15 protein-coding genes are annotated in these 19444 nt (G+C 71.1%); 4 read left to right on the top strand and 11 right to left on the bottom strand.

Annotation, left to right across the window (positions count from 1 at the left end):
• Positions 1 to 44: 44 nt before the first annotated feature.
• The 3 genes from OG472_RS38430 to OG472_RS38440 all read left to right on the top strand — a co-directional run bounded on the left by OG472_RS38430 (position 45) and on the right by OG472_RS38440 (position 2122).
• Positions 45 to 563: a MarR family winged helix-turn-helix transcriptional regulator gene (locus OG472_RS38430; RefSeq protein WP_405942709.1), complete on the top strand. Its 519-nt coding sequence runs from the start codon at positions 45 to 47 to the stop codon at positions 561 to 563.
• Positions 564 to 669: 106 nt separating this feature from the next.
• The gene (locus OG472_RS38435) at positions 670 to 1134 is read left to right on the top strand and encodes a hypothetical protein (RefSeq protein ID WP_405833693.1); all 465 of its coding nucleotides are present in this window, start codon (positions 670 to 672) and stop codon (positions 1132 to 1134) included.
• Positions 1135 to 1267: 133 nt separating this feature from the next.
• Entirely contained in the window at positions 1268 to 2122 is an 855-nt protein-coding gene (locus tag OG472_RS38440) for an NmrA family NAD(P)-binding protein (protein WP_405942710.1), read from the top strand.
• Positions 2123 to 2247: 125 nt separating this feature from the next.
• Here OG472_RS38440 and OG472_RS38445 read toward each other — a convergent pair whose 3' ends face one another.
• The 3 genes from OG472_RS38445 to OG472_RS38455 form a co-directional block, all read right to left on the bottom strand.
• Positions 2248 to 2946, bottom strand: coding sequence for a hypothetical protein (locus OG472_RS38445; protein WP_405942711.1), 699 nt, complete (start codon positions 2944 to 2946; stop codon positions 2248 to 2250).
• Positions 2947 to 3257: 311 nt separating this feature from the next.
• Positions 3258 to 4601, bottom strand: a complete 1344-nt coding sequence (locus tag OG472_RS38450) for a hypothetical protein (RefSeq protein ID WP_405942712.1) — start codon at positions 4599 to 4601, stop codon at positions 3258 to 3260.
• A 120-nt stretch (positions 4602 to 4721) separates the two neighbouring features.
• Positions 4722 to 6017: a DUF2254 domain-containing protein gene (locus OG472_RS38455; protein ID WP_405942713.1), complete on the bottom strand. Its 1296-nt coding sequence runs from the start codon at positions 6015 to 6017 to the stop codon at positions 4722 to 4724.
• A 232-nt stretch (positions 6018 to 6249) separates the two neighbouring features.
• Between OG472_RS38455 and OG472_RS38460 the strand changes: the two genes are divergently transcribed.
• On the top strand, positions 6250 to 8097 hold the full coding sequence (locus OG472_RS38460) for a glycoside hydrolase family 15 protein (RefSeq protein WP_405942714.1): 1848 nt from the start codon (positions 6250 to 6252) through the stop codon (positions 8095 to 8097).
• Here OG472_RS38460 and OG472_RS38465 read toward each other — a convergent pair.
• The 8 genes from OG472_RS38465 to OG472_RS38500 form a co-directional block, all read right to left on the bottom strand.
• Positions 8094 to 9872 carry a cation:proton antiporter gene (locus OG472_RS38465; RefSeq protein WP_405942715.1) on the bottom strand — a complete coding sequence of 593 codons (1779 nt, stop codon included), beginning with the start codon at positions 9870 to 9872 and terminating at the stop codon, positions 8094 to 8096. The genes OG472_RS38460 and OG472_RS38465 overlap by 4 nt on opposite strands.
• Positions 9873 to 9932: 60 nt before the next feature.
• Complete coding sequence (locus tag OG472_RS38470) at positions 9933 to 10985, bottom strand: cytochrome d ubiquinol oxidase subunit II (RefSeq protein ID WP_405942716.1); 1053 nt, start codon at positions 10983 to 10985, stop codon at positions 9933 to 9935.
• The gene (locus OG472_RS38475) at positions 10985 to 12472 is read right to left on the bottom strand and encodes a cytochrome ubiquinol oxidase subunit I (protein ID WP_405942717.1); all 1488 of its coding nucleotides are present in this window, start codon (positions 12470 to 12472) and stop codon (positions 10985 to 10987) included. The genes OG472_RS38470 and OG472_RS38475 overlap by 1 nt, the downstream gene beginning before the upstream one ends.
• Before the next feature lie 39 nt (positions 12473 to 12511).
• Positions 12512 to 13351 carry an SDR family oxidoreductase gene (locus tag OG472_RS38480; RefSeq protein WP_405942718.1) on the bottom strand — a complete coding sequence of 280 codons (840 nt, stop codon included), beginning with the start codon at positions 13349 to 13351 and terminating at the stop codon, positions 12512 to 12514.
• Positions 13352 to 13511: 160 nt separating this feature from the next.
• Positions 13512 to 15092: a GMC oxidoreductase gene (locus OG472_RS38485; RefSeq protein ID WP_405942719.1), complete on the bottom strand. Its 1581-nt coding sequence runs from the start codon at positions 15090 to 15092 to the stop codon at positions 13512 to 13514.
• A 226-nt stretch (positions 15093 to 15318) separates the two neighbouring features.
• Positions 15319 to 16242 carry a cyclase family protein gene (locus OG472_RS38490; protein ID WP_405942720.1) on the bottom strand — a complete coding sequence of 308 codons (924 nt, stop codon included), beginning with the start codon at positions 16240 to 16242 and terminating at the stop codon, positions 15319 to 15321.
• Between the two features lie 32 nt (positions 16243 to 16274).
• Entirely contained in the window at positions 16275 to 17849 is a 1575-nt protein-coding gene (locus OG472_RS38495; protein ID WP_405942721.1) for a gluconokinase, GntK/IdnK-type, read from the bottom strand.
• Positions 17850 to 17988: 139 nt separating this feature from the next.
• Positions 17989 to 19416 (bottom strand): chloride channel protein, encoded by a 1428-nt coding sequence (locus OG472_RS38500; protein ID WP_405833713.1) that lies wholly within the window; start codon positions 19414 to 19416, stop codon positions 17989 to 17991.
• Positions 19417 to 19444 lie beyond the last annotated feature (28 nt).

Genomic DNA, 19444 nt, shown 5'->3' on the forward strand with positions numbered 1-19444 from the left:
GCCCCGCCCTTGCCGACGAAGTAGTTAGCTGCCATATTAATGACATGACGAGGAACGAGGCCGACGGCGAGCAGCCCACACTGGAGCAGGCGAGGTGGCAGGTCGAGCACTACGGCCTGCAGGCCGATCCGCAAGCCGTACTGGTCGCGGTGCGGCTGATCTCCGCCGGCGCGAGGGTGGGGCGGGCGGCCGAGGCGCACTTCGCGAGGTTCGGCCTGTCGACGGGGCGCTACCGCCTGCTCGCCGACCTCGAAGCCCACGGCGGGGAGAAGTCGCCTTCGCGTCTTGCGGCCGACCTCGACGTCTCCAGGGCCACGGTGACCGGCCTGCTGGACGGCCTCGAGCGTGAGGGCCTGATCGCCCGGCGCCCGTCCGTGGAGGACGGGCGCGGCACGGTGGCCATCCTGACGGCGCGTGGTGCGCAGCGCCTGCGGGACCTGGCGCCCGAGCATTTCGGGCGGCTGGAGGCGATGGTGGGCGGGCTTTCCGTCGAGGAGCGCGCGGTGTTCCTCGATCTGCTCGCCCGTGTGGTGCGCGGCAGTGCGGCCTTGGCCGACGACTGATCCGGCTGTCGGCCGGCTTGGCCCCGCCCTCCGGGCAGGGCCTTTTTCACACACTGATAGTTAGCCAGCTAATTACATGTCCGACGCGAACGAGAAAGAGGTCAGCATGCCCTCAACGAAGGACAGAACCGGCCGGAGCCGGGCGATCCCCCGGCCGTTCATCCTGTGGCGCGAGGTGCTGACCGCCTACGCCGCCCCCGCACTGACGGCCGGCGCCGCCGGAGTCGTCACCGGGCAGATGGACCTGGCCGTGGCCGCCTGCACCTCCATCGCCGGCACCTCCGCCGTGGTGGCGTTCCTGGTGGGCGCCTGGCTGCGGCACGGCGGGCAGCCCCGACGGTGGACCATCGCCCTGCCGGGCGCCGCCGTGACCGTCGTACTGGTCATCACCGCAACCGGCGCGGCGACCCTGCTGGGATGGTTCGCCGCTCAGTGGCTGCCCGCCCACACCCTCGTTCCCGCCACCGCCTGGCTGGAGCGCGTGCGCATCGACCTGCCCGTCTCCACGGCCCTCGCCACCACCATCGTCACCCTGCGCTGGCGAAGCACCACCGCGGCACCGCGGACGTAGCCGACCCTCACACCGGCCGGCCCGCGGACCTTCGGGTACGGGCCCCCGCGCCGCCGGCACCTTCGCCCGGCAGCCCGCCGGGCAACCCACCAGGCAACCCACCAGGAAAAGAGGACACCCGATGATCGTCGTCATGGGAGCAACCGGAGCGACCGGCAACGCCCTGCTCCACAGTCTCCTCGCACTCGGCGCACCCGTCCGAGCACTCACCCGCAGCCCGCACAAGCCGATCCCCGGCGTCACCGGCGCACACCGCCCGCCCCTGGAGGTCCGGTACGCCGACGCCGCGGACCCCCACTCGCTGCGCACCGCCTTCGAGGGTGCGGGGCAGCTCTTCCTCGCCATGGCCAACAGCCCCGTCCAGGTCGAACTCGAAACCCGCGTCATCGACATCGCCGCCGACAGTGGCATCGGACACATCGTCAAGATCTCCGCACCCGCCGCCGAACCAGGCTCTCCGGTCGCCGTCTCCCGCGGACACCATGCGGTGGAGGAACACCTGCGTACGCTCGGGATGAACCACACCGTCCTGTATCCCTACGCGTTCATGCAGAACCTCCTGCGCCTGGCGCAGGCCGTCGCCCAGGGCGCCATCCTCGGCGCGATGGGTGAGGCGCCCTGCAACTACATCGACTGCCGCGACATCGGTGATGTCGCCGCTGCCGCGCTCACCAGGCCCGACCTCGCAGGCGGCGCCTACACCCTCACCGGACCGGAAGCCGTTTCCCATCCCGAACTCGCCCGACGGCTGGCCATATTGACCGGCCATCAAGTCCGGTACGTGAACCTCGCCCCGGACGAGCTGCGCGACCACCTCGTCCACCGCGCCCGCATGCCCGCCTGGCTCGCCGACCACGTGACGGAGATCCAGCAACTCGCCGTAGCCCGGCCCGAAACCCCCACCGGCACCGTGTCCGACATCCTCGGCCGCCCGCCCCGTACCCTCGACGCCTTCCTCCACGAGAACCGCGACCGCTTCCGCCGGTAGGCCGGCGGCCCGGCCCGGCCAGCCCGACGATCACGCGCCGTGGTCGAGACGAGGCTGCCATGGCGGGGACGGCGTGTCCCGTGCCCCGCCATGGCTTCAACGGCCCCGAACCGGCTCCGGGCTGCTCAGCCCACGCGCTCGATGCGTGCCCGTCGGATCAGGTTCTTGCCCGGCTCCCGCACCTGGTCGAAGGCTGCGTTGTTGAGCAGGACGCAACTGCCCGATGGGCCGTTGACCGTGACCGTCGTCGCCTGGCCGTTGTCGAGGTTCGTCACCTTGAGCTTCGTTCCCACCGGGAAGGTCCCGCTGGTCGCCGCCGGCGCACCCGCCTCGCCCGACAAGGTGACCGTCGACCCCGGACACACCACCTCCCCGGTGGCCGGCGGCGCCTGTCCGCCCGCAGCTCCGGACGGGCCTGTCGCACCGGAGGCACCCGCCGCTCCGGACGGACCCTTCGCACCGGCCTGTGCGTTGCCGCCGCCGCCCACGCGCTCGATGCGTGCCCGTCGGATCAGGTTCTTGCCCGGCTCCCGCACCTGGTCGAAGGCTGCGTTGTTGAGCAGGACGCAACTGCCCGATGGGCCGTTGACCGTGACCGTCGTCGCCTGGCCGTTGTCGAGGTTCGTCACCTTGAGCTTCGTTCCCACCGGGAAGGTCCCGCTGGTCGCCGCCGGCGCACCCGCCTCGCCCGACAACGTGACCGTCGACCCCGGACACACGACGTCGGGGACGGAGGCGTTTCCGGTCGCCACCGTGGCGATGACCCCTCCGGTCACCAGGGTTCCGGTGGTGACAGAGAGCACGAGCTTCTTCGCAAAACTCATAGTCCGTTTCCGGGACATTGACACTCCTCAAATCCGATGGACGCTGTCCCCCGCGTCCTGGATACGCCCGCCGTCACAGGCGAGTTCATTCCTTGTCGCGGCATTACAAATCCGTCGGTGAGGAGGTTTCGGATGCTGCGCGGCAGGGCCGCGGTGGCTTCGGGGCGCATACGGAACGTTCAAAGGCACAGGTGAAAGCCCCGCTGCTCATGATGACGGACGCGTGCACAGCTCGCGTCGATCACCATGAGCAGCGGGGCGAGGAGGGGACCACAGACTGCCTTAAGGCTCAGTTGATCCCCGCTTAATGCTCAACCGGCCGTCCCGCCACGGTGTGCCGCACCGTCTGTCCCGTCCTCCTCGAGGAATTCCGCCAGGGCCATCGCGAACAGGAGCGCGAGTGCGATGCCGAAGATGACCCAGCCGGTCGGGTAGCTCCACAGGATGACGGTCAGCACGGCCGCGGCGACCAGGATCCAGGTGATCCAGCCGCGGTGGCGGTGGATGAACGGGCCGACCGGGCCGGTGCGCATTCCCGCGCGGTCCGCCGTGGCGCGGACGGCGCCGATGCCCGAGTGCCACCCCTGTCGTACGACCGTGGCCCAGCGGCCGGGGCCGGTCAGCCAGGCGGCCAGCGCGATCACCACGCCCAGCACCACGGCCATGCGGACCGTCGTACGGAGGTAGTGCGTCATCGCGTCGTAGACGCTTCCCGCCGCGGGCTGCGAGACGGTGTCCGGCAGCGCGTTCAGGTACACGACGCGGAAGACGGTCAGACCGACGCCGAGCATGAGCGTGGCGAAGGCGAAGGCGAGTGCGGCCGTCACGAGCACGCGGCGGCGGTGGCGGGAGAGGAGCACGCCGGCGGCGATCAGCAGCACCGAGAGCACCGGAAGCCAGGTGCCGGCGATCTGCAGGAGGCGGAAGTAGGTTTTGACCTTGCCGATGTTGTCCGCCTGGAGGACCGTGAAGTCGGTGTGGACCTCGGGGATCTTCGCGGCCACCGTCATTCCCTCGTCGACGAGGCGCTGTTTGACCTGATCGACGACCGGTCCCAGGTCGACGGTCACCGAGTCGTTCTTGATCTTGACGGCGCCTCCGCCGCTGCCCGTGAGGGCCTTCTCCACCGCGGTGTGGATGCGCCGGTTGGCCTCGGTCCAGATCCGCTCGAAGGTGTCGGAGGCGATGATGTCCTCGGCCTTGTCGTGGACGAAGCTGCGGACGGCGCTCTCGAGGGAGTTGCCGAGCTTGCCGAGCGCCTTCTCCAGGAGCGGCCGGTCGGAGGGGGCCACACCTTCCAGCAGGGCCGGGAGGTCGATGTGTTCCATCACCGCGTTGGTGACCCGGTTCGCCGCTGCCGCCTGGATGTCCGGGTCGGACGCGAGCGGGGCGACCGTCGCCACGTAGCGGTCCGTGTCGCCGACCTCGCTCGACGCCCACGCCGCGACGGCCGCGAGCGGGGCGAGCACACAGCCGATGATGATGAGCAGGGCGGCGAAGAACGACTTCCACCGGTGATGGGGCTCCCGGGCCGCCTTGTTCGCTTCCAGCGCCGCCACCCGCGTACGCAGGTGTTCGAGCTCCGAGCGCTCTGCGTCCGTGCCCGGCTTGCGTGTGGGCTCCCCGCCGGGGGCGGTGGCACCTTCGTCCGTCATGACGCGTCCTCTCCTGCCCGTGAGGGTTCACCCTCAGCGGACCTCACGGAGCGGGCGGACGCGATCCTTGCGCATCCAAACGAGTGACTGAACGAGTGGTGGAGCGGACGAGTGGACGACTCATCGTGAGGGTTCGCCCCGGGGAGGCCGTCCGCCGCCGATACCCTGCCGGTCGGCCGTCCGGGCGCCGGCGCGGCGGGCCGGGTCGGTGAACTCCCGCCGGACGGAATCCTCGAGGAGGGCGAGCTCCGCGCGCACCGCCGGCAGACGCTCGGCCGGCAGGGAGCCGAGGAGGTCCTCCAGCAGCGCCCGCAGCCGTCGGCACACCTGGAGGGACGTGGCCCCGTACTCACGGATTTCGGTGACGCCGAGCTGCAGGTAGTTCTCCCAGCCGCGGCCCTGCACCACCAGGCGCGGCCGGCCCTCGCCGTCGGCGAGCACGTACCGGCCGCGGAGCCGCGCCCGGCCGACCACGTGCAGGAACGTGTCGATGTGGTTGAGGACCTGCACGGCGGTCGTGGGGTCGTTCACGGCGGGGGAGAGGGCGCGGATGGCGATGTCGACGAGGATGCGCAGGGCGAAGGCGGGATCCTGCTCGATGGTGCGCTCGGTTCCGAGCGCGACGAGCCCGGTCACCCGCCGTGGATCGGGCGCCCTGGCGGGGCCGTGGGCCTCGACGAGGGTGGTGCCGGGCGGTACGAAGTCGCCGACCTGGTGGGTCAGGACGAGGACGCAGTCGTGGCGGACGGCGGTGGCGATCAGCCCCGCCGCATCGAACGCCTGGATGACTCCACCCCGTTCGGAGCGGATGAGGGCCGTCGGACCGGCAACGGGCAGGGGAGCCTCGTCGGGTGCCGAGGTGCGGTGGATGCGTTCCGTCGCACGGACGAGCACCTTCTGGCCCAAGCGCCCCACCAGGTCGGCGATGGCCACGGGCCGGAGGTTGTGGGTGAACCGGTTGAGGTAGATCAGCAGAAGCATGAGGCTGACGGAGACGGCCACTCCGGACAGGGTCACCCCCAGGTCCGGGACGGCGTTCGACTCGATTTTGCGCAACAGGGAGAAGGCGTATGCGAACGTTCCGGTGAACGTGGCCAGCACGGCCTTCTGCAGCCGGTCGCGGTACCACAGGCGCATGTAGCGCGGGGAGAGCGTTCCCGTGGCCTGCTGGACGACGAGTACGCCGATGGTCACGACGAACCCCAGCAGCGCGACCATGGACCCGACGACGGAACTGAGCACACTGCTCGCCGTCGTCGCGGAATACGTCCAGGTCTCCGGCAGCCAGCCGGGTCCGTCCACGCGGGCGGCCCATTCGGCCACCACCGCCCCCAGTACCAGCCCGATCAGGGGGATGATCCACAGGCTCGCCTTGGCGTACTGCCGCAACCGGAAGCGCGCCGCCCAGGACATCATCGCCGGCTCCCGTGCCGTCCACACCGGGGGCCTCTGCGGGTTTCCGGAGGGGGCGCAAGGTTCGACAGCACGGGCAGCCTCCGGATTCGGCGGTGCGATGCGGCCTGGACATCCCGTTCGTGATTTCCATGCTAAGGGCGATTCCCCGGGGATGCAGGGGCAGCCGGGCTCGCCGGGCTCGCCGCGAAATCCGCGCTTAACCTGACGGGGTGGCGTCGAAAGGGGTTCCCCCATGGCTGACTACCCGCTGATCGAAAACCACGGCCTGATCGGTGATCTCCAGACCGCGGCACTGGTGACCACGGAAGGAACCATCGACTGGTTCTGCTGTCCGCGTTTCGATTCGCCCAGCGTGTTCGGATCTCTTCTCGACTGGGAGAAGGGCGGGCATTTCACGGTCAGGCCGACGGACGAGACGTACACCACGAAGCAGTTGTACCTGCCGGACACCGCGATCCTCGTGACGCGGTTCATGACCGAGGCCGGTGCGGGCGAGGTGGTCGACTTCATGCCGGTGACCGGTACGACGGCCACGGACCGCCACAGCCTGGTCCGCATGCTCCGGTGCGTTCGCGGCAGCATGACGTTCCGGATCGACATCGCCCCACGGTTCGACTACGGCCGCAAGCCCCACACCCTGCACCTCACCGAGAACGGGGCGGTGTTCGCCTCGGACGACCTGGAACTCACCCTCAGCGTGGTGCGGGAGCCGGAGGACGAACGGGTGGTGCACACCCTCACCGGCGAGCACGACCTGCGCGTCACGCTTCCGCTCGAGGCCGGACAACAGCGGGGTCTGGTCATGGAGTCGGCCGCGGAGGGGCCGCCGCGCGAGATCCGTGTCGCCGAGTTCCAGGAACTCTTCGCCGACACCCGGCAGTACTGGCGGTCGTGGCTCCACCAGTCCCGGTACACGGGCCGGTGGCGCGAGATGGTGGAGCGCTCCGCCATCACGCTGAAGCTGATGACGTACGCACCCAGCGGAGCCCTGGTGGCTGCCCCCACGGCAGGACTGCCGGAGCAGTTGGGAGGCGAGCGCAACTGGGACTACCGGTTCACCTGGATCCGCGACGCGTCCTTCTCCGTGTACGCCCTGCTGGGACTGGGGTTCACGGAGGAGGCGAGGGCGTTCATCCGCTGGCTGGGCGACCGGGTGAAGGAGAAGGCCGGCAGCGACACCGACACGGGACCGCTGAACATCATGTACAGGGTGGACGGGTCCTCCGACCTCTACGAGGAGACCCTGGACCACTGGGAGGGGTACCAGGGGTCCGCCCCGGTGCGCATCGGCAACGGCGCGGCGACCCAGCTGCAGCTGGACATCTACGGCGAGGCACTCGACAGCATCTCCTTCGCCCACCAGCACGGCATCCACCTGGACATCCACGGCTGGTCATCGCTGCGCACCCTGCTGGACTGGCTCGTGGACCACTGGGACCAGGCCGGCGAGGGGCTGTGGGAGACCCGCGGCGGGCGCAAGCACTTCACGTACGGCCGGGTGATGTCATGGGTCGCGTTCGACCGCGCGCTGCGGCTGGCGGTCGCCCACGGCCGGCCGGCCGAGAGCGGCCGCTGGGCCGCCGAGCGCGACAACATCTACGAGCAGATCCTGGCGAAGGGCTGGGACCCGGGCCGCCGGGCATTCGTCCAGCACTACGGCAGCGATGTGCTCGACTCCTCGCTGCTGCGGATGCCGACGGTCGGGTTCATCACCCCCGACGACCCGATGTGGACGTCCACCCTGGACGCGATGGACCGCGAGCTGGTCACCGACAGCCTGGTCTACCGCTACAACCCCGAGGCCTCGCCCGACGGTCTGCGCGGCTCCGAGGGAACCTTCTCCCTGTGCACGTTCATGTACGTCGACGCCCTGGCGCGGGCCGGGCGGGCCGATCAGGCCAGGCTCGTGCTGGAGAAGATGATGACGTACGCCAACCACCTGGGCCTGTACTCCGAGGAGATCGCCCTGACGGGCCGCCAGCTCGGCAACTTCCCGCAGGCCTTCACCCATCTCGCGCTCATCGATGCGGCCATCACGCTGGACGAGACCCTGAACCGCCTGGGGCGGGCAGCCGGCTAGACCGGCGGCCGGGCAGGCGGGACGGGGCCGAGCAGAACGACGAGGTCGCCCTCGCGCGGGGTGACGGCCTGCGTCTCGTCGACCGGGTCCAGCCGGCCGTCGGCGCTGACCACGAACAGCCTTTCGTGTCCCGGCGGGACCGGGTCGGCGGCGGGCTGCACCAGGAACCGGGCGCCCTGCTCGTACCGTTCCGCCAGGACGTGCCGGACGAGTGAGCCGCCGAAGAGGACGGCGCCGCCCGTGTAGGGCGCGACGACACCGTGGCTCTCGTGGGGCGGTCCCACCCGGTAGACGGGCCCCTCGACGTTGTCCTCGACCACCACCGAGGCGAGCGCGTTGAAGTCGTCGTCATCGGTGAGCAGGAAGACGGCGTTGACCCCCTCCAGCCGTGCCCGGGGGTTGGTGGCCGTCGCCAGCAGGTCCCCTCTGGCCAGTTTGATTCCGGCGTCCTTGATCCTTTCGCGTTCCTCGCCCATTCCCGCCCACATCTGTACGTCGAGCCCCGCCGTCCGCAGGGCCCGGCCCAGCGCGACCGCCCACGGAGAGCCGCCCACGAGCAGGGGCCGTGTGAGGTTCGGCCGGGCGACGCCGAGCCGCTGGGCCACGGGGCCCGCGGTCAGGGCGTACAGCACCACCGTCGAGACGATCACGAGGAAGGTGATGGGAAGGACCTTGGAGGCGCCGCGCAGTCCCAGTTGGACGAGGCTCGCGGCGAAGGCCGCCGCGGTGGAGGCGGCGACGATGCCGCGCGGAGCCATCCATCCCGCGAACGCCCGTTCCCCCATGGTCATGTCCTTGCCCATGGTGGCGACGAAGGCCACGAGCGGCCGCACCACGAGGACCAGGAGCGCGACGAGGGCGAGCGTGGGAAGGAGCACGGGGGTCAGGGAGGCCGGGGTGACGCTGGCCGAGATGGAGATGAACAGCAGCCCGATGATCAGCTGGACCAGGGTCTCGAAGAAGGGCCGGCGCGCGGGCATGTCGAAGCCGCGGATGTTGGCCGCGGCCATGCCGATGACGATCGCGGCGATGAGCCCGGTGTCGTCGCGGACGACGTCGCAGCCCGCCGACACGGCGATCACCGTGGCCAGTTGCGCCAAGGTGCCGAGGGTCTCGCCGAGCCGGAGCACGCGCAGGGTCAGCCACAGCAGCGCGACCCCCACGGCTCCGCCGACGAGGCCGACGGCCATGCTGATGAGGAACTGGCCGATCTGGTAGCCGCGGCCGATGTCGATCTGGTGCGTCGTGTCGATGGCGTGGAAGACGAGTGCTCCGAGGATGGCGCCGATCGGGTCGGTCAGTGTTCCTTCCCAGATCAGCAGGCGCCGCACCTTGTCCGTCGGCCTCACGTACTGGAGCAGGGGCCCCACGACCGTGGGACCCGACACGACGAGGATCATGCCCACCATCGCGGCCACCCTCAGCGACATGCCGAACAGGGCCGGGCCGACGGCGCAGACGGCCAGGAAGGTGAAGGCCACGCCGAAGAGGAGCAGCCTGCCCACGATCCCGCGGGTGTGGCCGGTGAGATTGCGCAGGTCGAGGCCGAGGCCGGCGTCGTAGAGGATCACCGCCACGGACAGGGACACCAGGGCGGAGAAGGGCTCCCCGACCAGCTGGTCCGGGTGAACGAGGTCGGTCAGGGCGCCCGCGGCGAAGCCGACCGGCAGCAGCAGGATCAGCGCGGGGACGCGCAGCTTCCCGGCGAGGATCTGGCAGGCGGCGGCCAGGGCCACGACCAGGGCGATGCCGAGGAGGATGTCGTCCTCGCTCACAGCGGTTTCCTTCCTCGCCGCACGGGCGCGATCGGGGGCTCGGTCGCCGTCGGCCCCGGCTCAGTCGCCGTCGACCGCGTCACCCCTCGTGGGGCCGGTCCGTCGCAGGTCGGCGTCGGTGAGGGGCTCCAGTTCGCCATGGGTGTCCAGCCAGTAGAGGAAGAAGACGGCCGGGACGATGAGCAGCAGGGCGACGAGGCTGACCACCGACAGCCAGACCAGCGTCTGGGAGTCGCCCGCGGCATCCGCCACCGTCAGGGACGTGGGGATGAGGTAGGGATGCTGTGCGAGCCCCCAGGCGAGGACGGCCGCGCCGACGATGCCGACGGTGCTGAAGCGGGCCCAGTGCGTCCGTCCCCGCAGCACGAACAGTGCCGTGGCGGCGAAGCACACCGCGGACACGATCGCGAGGGCGAGCCCCGCACCGTGGGTCAGTCCGTGCCAGACGTGGGGTGCATCGCCGCGGGTGACGAGGAGCACGCCCACGGCGAGCAGGGCGACCGCGACGAGAGTGACGAGTGCGCGCAGCCGGAAGTAGCCGACGAGGTCGGGTGCGTCGAAGCGTGCGGCGTCGGCGGTCAGGAACACGGCGCCGAGGAGTGCCGTCCCGGCGACCGTGAGCAGCCCGAACAGGAGGGACGCGGGGTTGGCCCACGCGTCCGCCGAGGCCTCGGTACCCGGCGCGATCCGGCCGGTGGCGACGGCACCGACGGCCGCCCCGAGGAAGAACGGGGTGAGCAGGGAGGCGATGGCGAACAGGGCACCGTACAGGCGCCGCCGGGCCAGCCGGCGGCTGGGTTTGCGCAGGGCGAATCCGGCGCCGCGCAGGACCATGCCGAGGGCGGCCAGCGCCAGGGGGAGCCACATGGCGGTGAACACCGTCTGGAACAGCACGGGGAACCCGGTCCACATGAGGACGAGGACGAAGATCAGCCAGACGTTGTTGACCTCCCACACGGGCGCCATGGCGTGGTCGATCAGCCACCGGGGGCGCTTGCCGCGCTCGGCTCCGCCGGCCGTCAGGTCCCAGAAGCCCGCGCCGTAGTCGGTCCCGCCGCCACATGCGTACGCGGCCACCGCCAGCAGCAGAACGAAAGCGACGAGGTCGGCCATCACGTCCCGCCTCCCCCGGACGCAGGGGAGCCGTCGTCTCCCGAGGACGTGGCGTCGCCGGCCGGGACAGGGGGGCGCGGACCGTAGGGGGTGATCGCCTCCGGTGCCTCCGCCGTCCGCCCGTCCGTCTGCTCGTCGGCCAGGCGCCATCGGTCGCGCATCTTCAGCAGGATGGTGAGGAACGCCCCGAAGATGAAGACGTACAACACGATCACCAGGCCGAACATGATCCAGAGGGTGGTGGAGCGGGTCGAGGTCACGGCCTCCGCGACGCGCATGTTCTGGTAGACGATCCAGGGCTGGCGCCCCACCTCGGTCGCGATCCAGCCGCATTCGACGGTGACGACGGCGGCGACGCCGGCGCAGGCGGCGCTGCGGAAGAACCACTTGGAGGCGGGCAGCCGGCGGCGGCGCCACCAGATCAGGCCGTACCAGAGGGCGAGGAGCAGGAGCAGGCTGCCGAGCACGACCATGGTGTCGAAGGCCCAATGGGCGATCGTGGCCTGAGTGGCGTTCGGCCGGTCGTCCGCCGGTACGGAGGACAGCCCCGTCACCACGGTGTCCGGGCTGAACCCGGCCAGGATGGAGTCCAGCTGGGGGAACTTGATGCCGCCGGAGATAGATCCGTCCGGGTGGAGCCGGCCGTAGAGGTACTCCGGAACGTGGCTGTCGGTGTCCCAGACGATCTCCAGGGCGGCGAACTTCACGGGCTGCTTCTGGAACACCTGCCGGGTGATCGAGTCTCCCAGGATGAACTGGACCGGTGTGGCCACCGCGGCGAGGGTGAAGGGGACCGTGAAGCCGAGGCGGTGGTATCGGTCACGGCGGCCGCGCAGCCAGCCGACGGCGTAGACGCCTGCCACGACGTAGCCCGCGGTCAGCAGCATCGCCACCACGAAGTGCCAGTACTGCGGCCCGAACATGGGGGTGAAGATGGCTTTCCAGACGTTCACGTCGACCGGCTTGCCCTGGGAGTCGAGGGTGAACCCCTGCGGGGTGTTCATCCACGCGTTGGCCGCCAGGATGCCGAAGGCCCCCAACAGCGCGACGGCCGGCAGGGGCAGCCCGAGCAGGAAGTGGGTGCGCGGCTTCAGCCTGCGCCAGCCGTACAGGTAGATGGCGATGAGCACGGCTTCGAGGAAGAAGGCCCAGGCCTCGACACCGAAACCGATGCCGAAGACATCGCCCCACCTGCCCATCAGCCCCGGCCAGAGCAGACCGAACTCGAACGACAGTACGGTGCCGGTGACGACGCCGATCGCGAACTGCACGGCCATCACGGCCGACCAGCGCCGGGCCAGCAGCAGGGCCGTCGCGTCGTTCTTGCGCAGGCCGATGTAATGCATGATCAGGGTGATGAGCGGCAGTGCCACGCCCATCGGCACGAGGATGATGTGGGAGGCGAGGGTGAACGCCATGAGCTCCCTGGCCGGGAGCAGTTGGGCGGGGGAGTCTGCAGCCGCCAGCAGGTGGACCGTGGTGTGCATGCGTTCCTTTGCCGCTCGGGATGACGGGCCGGACGAGGGTCAGCCGCCGGTGGCGAAGCCGGGGAAGAGGGTCATCCCGCCGTCCACGTAGAGCGTGGTGCCCACGACGTAGTCCATGAGGTCGGAGGCGAGGGCCACGGCCGCGTACGCGATGTCCTCGGGGTCGCCGATGCGCACGTACGGGATCAGCCGGAGCAGATCCTCCAGGGCCTCGGGCGTCTCCCACGCGTCCCGGTTGATCGGTGTCCTGATGGCTCCGGGAGCGATCGCGTTCACGCGGATCTTCTTGGGCGCGAGTTCCTGGGCCAGGGTCGTCATCAGCATGTGCACACCGCCCTTGGAGGACGCGTAGTTCGCGTGCCCCGCCCAGGGGATGATCTGGTGGACGGAACTCATGCAGATGATCTTTCCGGCGGAGCGGGACACCTCCGGGACGACGCCGCGCCGCAGGAACTCCTTCGTCGCCTCCCGCGCGCAGAGGAACTGGCCCGTGAGGTTCACGTCCAGGACCTTCTGCCACTGGGCGAGCGTCATCTCCTCGAACGGGGCGTCGCGCTGCAGTCCGGCGTTGGCGACCAGGATGTCGATCGTGCCGAACTCCCGGACCATCCGGTCCATCATGGCCACGACCTGGTCCTCCTGGGACACGTCCGCCTCGTACGCGGCGGCGCGCACACCGAACGAGGTGATCTCCTCGACCACCTTCTCGGCCTCTTCCGCACCGGCCACGTAGTTCACGACGACGTCGGCGCCGGCCCGGCCCAGGCCGATGGCCGTGGCCTTGCCGATTCCGCTGTTGGCGCCGGTGACCAGCGCCTTCTGGCCCTTGAGCAGGTGGGCGGGGATCACTGCCCGCGGTGCGCCCTCGGTGGAACTCACGATCGACTGCCTCCTCGACTGCCCGATCCGGTCCGCCGGACCGCGGCCCGACAGGGTCCGAACGCCACCGAATCACCCTGTCCGGAGTTCGGCGGCCCGGGCGAGCTGCTCTTGGGCCACGCGGCCGAGCATCACCCCCCGGTCGGAGGAAGCCCGGGGGTCATCCCAGCCGTTCCACGAGGTGGTCGCCCACCCGCAGGGCGTTCGCGATCGCGGTGAGCGACGGATTGACCGCGCCGATGCTCGGGAAGAAGCTCGTGTCGACCACGTACAGGTTGTCGAGGTCGTGGGCCTTGCAGTTCACGTCCAGGGCGGACGAGGCCGGGTCGTCGCCGAACCGTACGGTGCCCGCCTGGTGCGCCGTGGCGCCGATCGGCATGCCCTTGTGGAGGTAGATGCTGCGCGACAGCAGCTGGTGCTCGTGCATCCCCAGATGGCCGAGCATGCCCTGGAGCTTGTGCCGCAGGCGTTTCAGCCCCGCGATGTTGTTCTTCTCGTCGAGCGCGAGACGGATGGTGCCGTCGTCCTCGAGGGTGACCCGGTTGTCGGGGAGGGGGAGGTCCTCGCCGCACAGCCAGAAGTCGACCGCGTGGTGGGCCATGACCTCGAAGGGCATGTCGGGGGTCACGGCACCCGCCCAGCGGGGCGCCTCGCCGTGGATCTGGTCGGCGTCCGACTTGCCGAGCATCTGGATGCCGCCCAGCGGGTAGTCCCAGTCGTCGGCGCCGAGGTACCAGTCGTGCAGGGCCAGGGTCTTCTGGAACCTGGTGTCGTTGGGCTCCTTCGAAATGGCCATCAGCGCAAGGTTGTTGTGGCGCATGTAGTGGCGGCCGACCACGTCGGAGCTGTTCGCCAGCCCTCGGGGGTGGCGGTCGTTGGCCGAGGCCAGGAGGAGGGCCGCCGAGTTGACCGCCCCGCAGGCGACGACCACGATGTCCGCGGAATAGGAGGCCTCGAGCCCGTCCGCGTTCCGGGTCACGACCGTGCTGACGCTCCGTCCGGTCGGGTCGGTCTCCAGCCGGACCACATGCGCGTTGGTGACCATTTCGACGTTCGGGTGCCGCAGGGCCGGCTCCACGCAGATCACCTGGGCGTCCGACTTGCCGCGCACCAGGCAGGGGAAGCCGTCCACGCGGTCGCAGCGGATGCAGACACTGGAGCCGGTCGCACGCCCGTGCTCGTCCTGCACCAGGTTGACGCCGATGGGCAGGTGGAAGGGGTGCAGACCCCGTTTCTCCAGGTCGTCGCTCAACTGCTGGATCCGCGGCTCGTGTTCGACCGGCGGATAGGCGTACTGGGCACTGTACGGCCCCTCCCACGGGTCCTCCCCGTGGCGTCCGTGGACCAGGTAGAGGTGCTCGGCCTGTGTGTAGTAGGGCTCCAGGTCCTCGTACCGGATCGGCCAGGCCGGCGACAGGCCGTCGTGGTGGCGGAGCTCCCCGAAGTCCTCGGGCCGCAGCCGGAAGAGGGCGGCGCCGTAGAACTTGGTGTTCCCCCCGACGTAGTAGTTGACCTCGGGCGGGAACTCGTCGCCGTGCTTGTCCAGCCAGAACTCCGGGGCACGGTACTTGCCCTTCACGAACACGGCGGTGGAGTCCCAGTTGTCCCGCTCGCGGGGGAGGAAGTCACCGCGTTCGAGGATCAGCACCCGTTTGCCGGACGGGGCGAGCCGGTGGGCGAGGGTACCGCCGCCGGCGCCCGAACCGATGATGACGACGTCGTAGTGCGGGGAGTCGCCCACGGCGACCACCGTCCTTGCGCTCGCGGGCCCGCCCTGTCACCGGCCCTCTCTCTGCGCGCTGCCGGGACGCGGCAGCCACCCCACCTCTTCGAACGTATCCCGCCTTCCCCGGTGCGGCGACCGGACGGCGCGGGACCCTACGGCGCGACCCGACCGAGTGACCGGACCGAGCGACCGGACCGAGTGACCGGACTGAGCGACCGTACGGCGCACCCGCGCCCGGCCGTCACAGGACGGCGATCGGGTTCACGGGCGAGCCGGTGGCCGACGGAAGTCTGAGCGGCGCGACCACGCACAGGAAGGACCAGCGGCCCTCCCGGGCACAGGCCCGGGTCAGCTCCTCGAACTGCAGGTAGTCCATCAGGTGCAGCCCCATGGCGTGCACCGCCAGCACGTGCACGGGAAAGTCCACCCCGGCCACCGCACTGGGGGCGGTGTCGTTGTTGCCGTCCGAGCCCAGCGCGGCGACCTGCCGATCGGCCAGGAACCGTACGGCCGCGGGATGAAGGCCCGTCCGGGCCTGCGCTGCGTTCCACGCCCCGCGCTCCTGGCGTCGGGGGCGATGCCCCACCCGCACGAACAGCAGGTCGCCCGGCAGGACCCGGACCCCCTGGGCCGCCTCCACCGCCGTCAGGTCGGCGGCGGTCACGTGGTCCCCGGGCTCCAGCCAGGGCACGCCCCGCAGCCGCGGAACGTCCAGGAGCACGCCACGGCCGACGATGCCGTCCCGGACGACCTCGACGGAGAGCGCCCCGGCGCCCTGGGACGTCACACTGCTCGCCGGAACGCCGTTGTAGAGCTCCCCGTCGAACAGCACGTGGCACAGCGCGTCGAGATGACTGTCCGCGTCCCCGTGCACGTTCATCGCGAAGCGGTCGCGCGCGAAGTGCAGCCCGTCGCCGCCGGTCTCACCGGTCTCACCCTCGGCGGGCGCGATCATCCGGTGGCGTGCCGGTTCGGGATTGTCGGGGCCGGGCAGGGTCTCGATGGGCGCGGCAAGGGACACCGTATGTCCGGTGCGGACCTCGGCGGCGGCGGCCACGACGCGCTCGGGCGTCAAGTGGCCCAGCGCACCGCGCCGGTCGTCCGGCGCGCGCGGGCTCCTGTCGCGCAGCTCCTCGTACAACGCGCGAAAGGCGTCACCGGTCATGGACCGCGGCGTCGACGGCCCGGTGTCCGGGGTCACCAGGACCCCCACGGGGCGAGGCCCCACCGGAAGACGTGGCTGTCGCCCGGCTGCAGGACGGCGAGCGCCGTGCCGCTGCGGAAGGCGTCGGCGGGACAGGACATCGGCTCGATGGCGACACCGCGCCGGCGCCGCCCGGTCTCGGACAGGGTGTCCCCGGTGTAGACCTGCACGTACCGGATGCCCTCGACGAGCCGTACGTCGATGCCGTGCCGCCCCGAAGGGTGCGCCAGCCGTACCGTGCAGTGGCCGGCGGGGTCCCGGTCGAGGCCCGTGTACGCGGTGTCCAGGTGCTCCACGCCGATGGGCCGGGCGGTGCGGAAGTCGTACGCCGTGCCCTCGACCGGCTCCTCACCGGTCGGCAGGCCGTGTTCGTCGGCGATCAGCCGGTGGCGGGCCGGCACGGTCAGCAGCGCGGTGTCCACCAGGTCGGTGCCCACGGTCAGATAGGGGTGCTGGCCCACGCCGTAGGGCGCGGCCGCGTCCCCCGCGTTGGTGGTGGTGACGGTGGTCTCGAGCCCCTCCGGGCCCAGCCGGTACTCGGCCGCCACCTCCAGCCGGTACGGGTACCCCGGCTGCGGGAAGAGGGTGGTGCCCACCGTGACCGCGTCCTCGCTGCGGGCCAGCAGCTGCCACGGCACCCACCTCAGGAGCCCGTGGATCGCGTTGCCGTTCTCCGGTTCGGTCAGCGGGAGTTGCAGCTCCTCGCCGCCGAAGCGGTAGCTCCCGCCGGCCACCCGGTTCGGCCAGGGCACGAGGAGCTGCCCGCGCCCGCCGGTGATCCGCTCGTCGGCGGTGAATCCGTCGAGGAGCGGCCGCCCGCCCACCGCGTAGTGGCGCAGGGCGCCGCCCAGCTCGACCACCACCGCTTCGTGCGCACCGTGGCGCAGCCGCCACTGTTCTCCTGATGCCGTCGGGGGCATGTGCGGCTCCTCGGTCGGTACGGCGCTGAGGTGGGCGAGGATGGCTGCGACCACGGCTTCCGGGGGCCGGTCGATGTCCACCACGCAGGCGTGCTCGTCGGGCTCCGGCTCCTGGAGGTCGGCGAACTGGCTGTCCAGCAGCCGTGCGGGGAAGAAGTGGCCGTGCCTGGACAGCAGCCGGGCCCGGATGAGCTGCCGTGAACCGTGCAGGTGGACCAGCCGCACTTCGGGCCGCCCTCCGGCCAGTTGGTCGCGATAGGCGCGTTTGAGCGCGGAACAGGCCAGGACGGCGGGTTCCCCCGCTGCGATCCGCCGGTCGATCCAGGCCGCGACGGAAGCCAGCCACGGGCGTCTGTCCTCGTCGGTCAGCGCCTCGCCGGCCGCCATCCTGGCCCGGTTCGCCGGCGTGTGGAAGTCGTCCGCGTCCTGGTAGGACCAGCCGAGCCGGTCGGCCAGCAGCAGTGCCACCGTGGACTTCCCCGCCCCCGCCACGCCTGTCACGAGGACCACGGTCGCGGGCGCTTTCGTCGTGCGGGCCCGCGGATCGGCCTGACCGGACGGGGTCGGGGGCATGCCGCCCGTCCGGACTCCGGGCGGCGGTGCCCGCGTGGGCTCGCGCACGTGGTCCCGCACGTGGTCCCGCGCCATGCGGCCTCCTTCGCGCAGTACGGCCGGCCCCCGTCCGGCCGCCGGAGGGGTACTTCCACTCTCGGCGCACGCGGGCCGCGGTGCACTTCGGCGACCGACCGTGCGACGGAAGCACGGCGGAGGCAGGGCGTGGCAGAGCTCAGGCGGAGCCGCCGCCGGACGTGCCCGACGTGCCGGGGGCCGGGGGCCCGGCGGGCGACGGCTGCGCAGGTCCGCCTGCCGGGGGACGTGCGGAACCGCGGGGCAGCAACTGGGTCGTCACGAAGGCCACGACGGCCGCCAGGACCACCACCGGGGTCATGGCGACGCTGTCGAGCACCAGGACGACGAGGACGATGCTGCTGACCGGCAGCCGCAAGGCACTGGCGGTCGCGGCTGCCATACCCGCGGCCATGGCCGGTACGACCCCCAGGCCCGGCAGGGGCGCGAGCAGCACACCCGCCGCAGCACCCAGGAACAGCGACGGGAACACGGGGCCGCCCCGCAGGCTGCCCAGGCAGAGGGAGTAGGCGACGCTGGTGAACAGCAGTACCGCGATCAGGGCCCCGACGCCCCAGCCGTGCGGATCGCCGGCCAGCTGGCCCAGAGTCCCCTGGCCGGAGGACGCCACGTTCGCGGGCGACCGGCCGGTGGTGAGCGCGTACACGGCGGCGCAGATGCCGGCCGCCAGCGCGCACAGGGTGGTGTGGAAGACGGGGCGCTTCGCGACGAACCGTGCGGTCAGCCGCCCCCCTCGCATGATCGTATGCACGAGGGCGCCGATGGCCACGGCCATCAGCACCGCCCAGATGACGTCCCCGGCGTCGAGCTGCGGAACGGGCACGCCCACCTTCACGGAGAGGCTGGGCGCGTCGAAACCGGTCCAGCGGCCGAAGCCGGTGAACACGAGTGCACCCACCCCGCTCGACAGCAGCGCGGGCAACATGACGGCGAACAGCTGCGGCCCGCCCACCCCGGCCACCTCGATGAGTATCACCGCGGCGACCAGTGGGCTCCCGAAGATCACCGCGACCGCCGCGGCTGCTCCCGCCGCGCCCAGGAGCGCCGTGCTCTGGGGGGTCGCCGGCGCCCGCGCCAGATCCCTGAAGAGCAGCGCCAGACCGCCGCCGAGAGCGATCAAGGGGGCCTCGGGTCCGAGCGTGGCGCCGAGGGGAAGGCTGAGCAGGGCGGCGAGGACCACGCCGGGCAGGGCTCCGGGCGAGACACCGCCGGTGTGGAGTCCCGAGGCGGGGATGTGGCCGCCCCCGCCTGGCAGGCGGGTGACCACGAGCCCGACGGTCGTGCCGGCCACGAGCAGCAGCGGCAGCGGCCACCACCACGGCGGGACGTCCCACCCCAGAGCCTCCGGCAGGTCGTCCCACATCAGGTGCTCCAGCTCGTGGAGCGCGACCAGGAACCAGAACGCGATCAGCGACACCGGAACACCGATGAGGGCGCAGAACACGAGCACCTTGAAATAGCCGGGACTGCGCAGCAGTTCACCCAGCCGGTCCGCCTCTTCGGGCTGTGTCACTTCGGGCCGTGTCGCTGCGGAAGGCCCTGTGGGGCGTGGATCCGACTCCGTCATGGGGTGTGTCCCGTCTCGGTTCCGGACG

This window comes from Streptomyces sp. NBC_00207 (assembly GCF_045160965.1).
Taxonomy (GTDB): Bacteria; Actinomycetota; Actinomycetes; order Streptomycetales; family Streptomycetaceae; genus Streptomyces.

Coding starts and splice junctions, on each gene's coding strand:
- OG472_RS38470 (WP_405942716.1), bottom strand. CDS start 10,985: ATGGCCGACCTCGTCGCTTTCGTTCTGCTGCTGGCGGTGGCCGCGTAC.
- OG472_RS38495 (WP_405942721.1), bottom strand. CDS start 17,849: ATGGCGCGGGACCACGTGCGGGACCACGTGCGCGAGCCCACGCGGGCA.
- OG472_RS38450 (WP_405942712.1), bottom strand. CDS start 4,601: ATGACGGACGAAGGTGCCACCGCCCCCGGCGGGGAGCCCACACGCAAG.
- OG472_RS38440 (WP_405942710.1), top strand. CDS start 1,268: ATGGGAGCAACCGGAGCGACCGGCAACGCCCTGCTCCACAGTCTCCTC.
- OG472_RS38475 (WP_405942717.1), bottom strand. CDS start 12,472: ATGCACACCACGGTCCACCTGCTGGCGGCTGCAGACTCCCCCGCCCAA.
- OG472_RS38435 (WP_405833693.1), top strand. CDS start 670: ATGCCCTCAACGAAGGACAGAACCGGCCGGAGCCGGGCGATCCCCCGG.
- OG472_RS38500 (WP_405833713.1), bottom strand. CDS start 19,416: ATGACGGAGTCGGATCCACGCCCCACAGGGCCTTCCGCAGCGACACGG.
- OG472_RS38490 (WP_405942720.1), bottom strand. CDS start 16,242: ATGACCGGTGACGCCTTTCGCGCGTTGTACGAGGAGCTGCGCGACAGG.
- OG472_RS38445 (WP_405942711.1), bottom strand. CDS start 2,946: ATGAGTTTTGCGAAGAAGCTCGTGCTCTCTGTCACCACCGGAACCCTG.
- OG472_RS38430 (WP_405942709.1), top strand. CDS start 45: ATGACGAGGAACGAGGCCGACGGCGAGCAGCCCACACTGGAGCAGGCG.
- OG472_RS38460 (WP_405942714.1), top strand. CDS start 6,250: ATGGCTGACTACCCGCTGATCGAAAACCACGGCCTGATCGGTGATCTC.
- OG472_RS38455 (WP_405942713.1), bottom strand. CDS start 6,017: ATGATGTCCTGGGCGGCGCGCTTCCGGTTGCGGCAGTACGCCAAGGCG.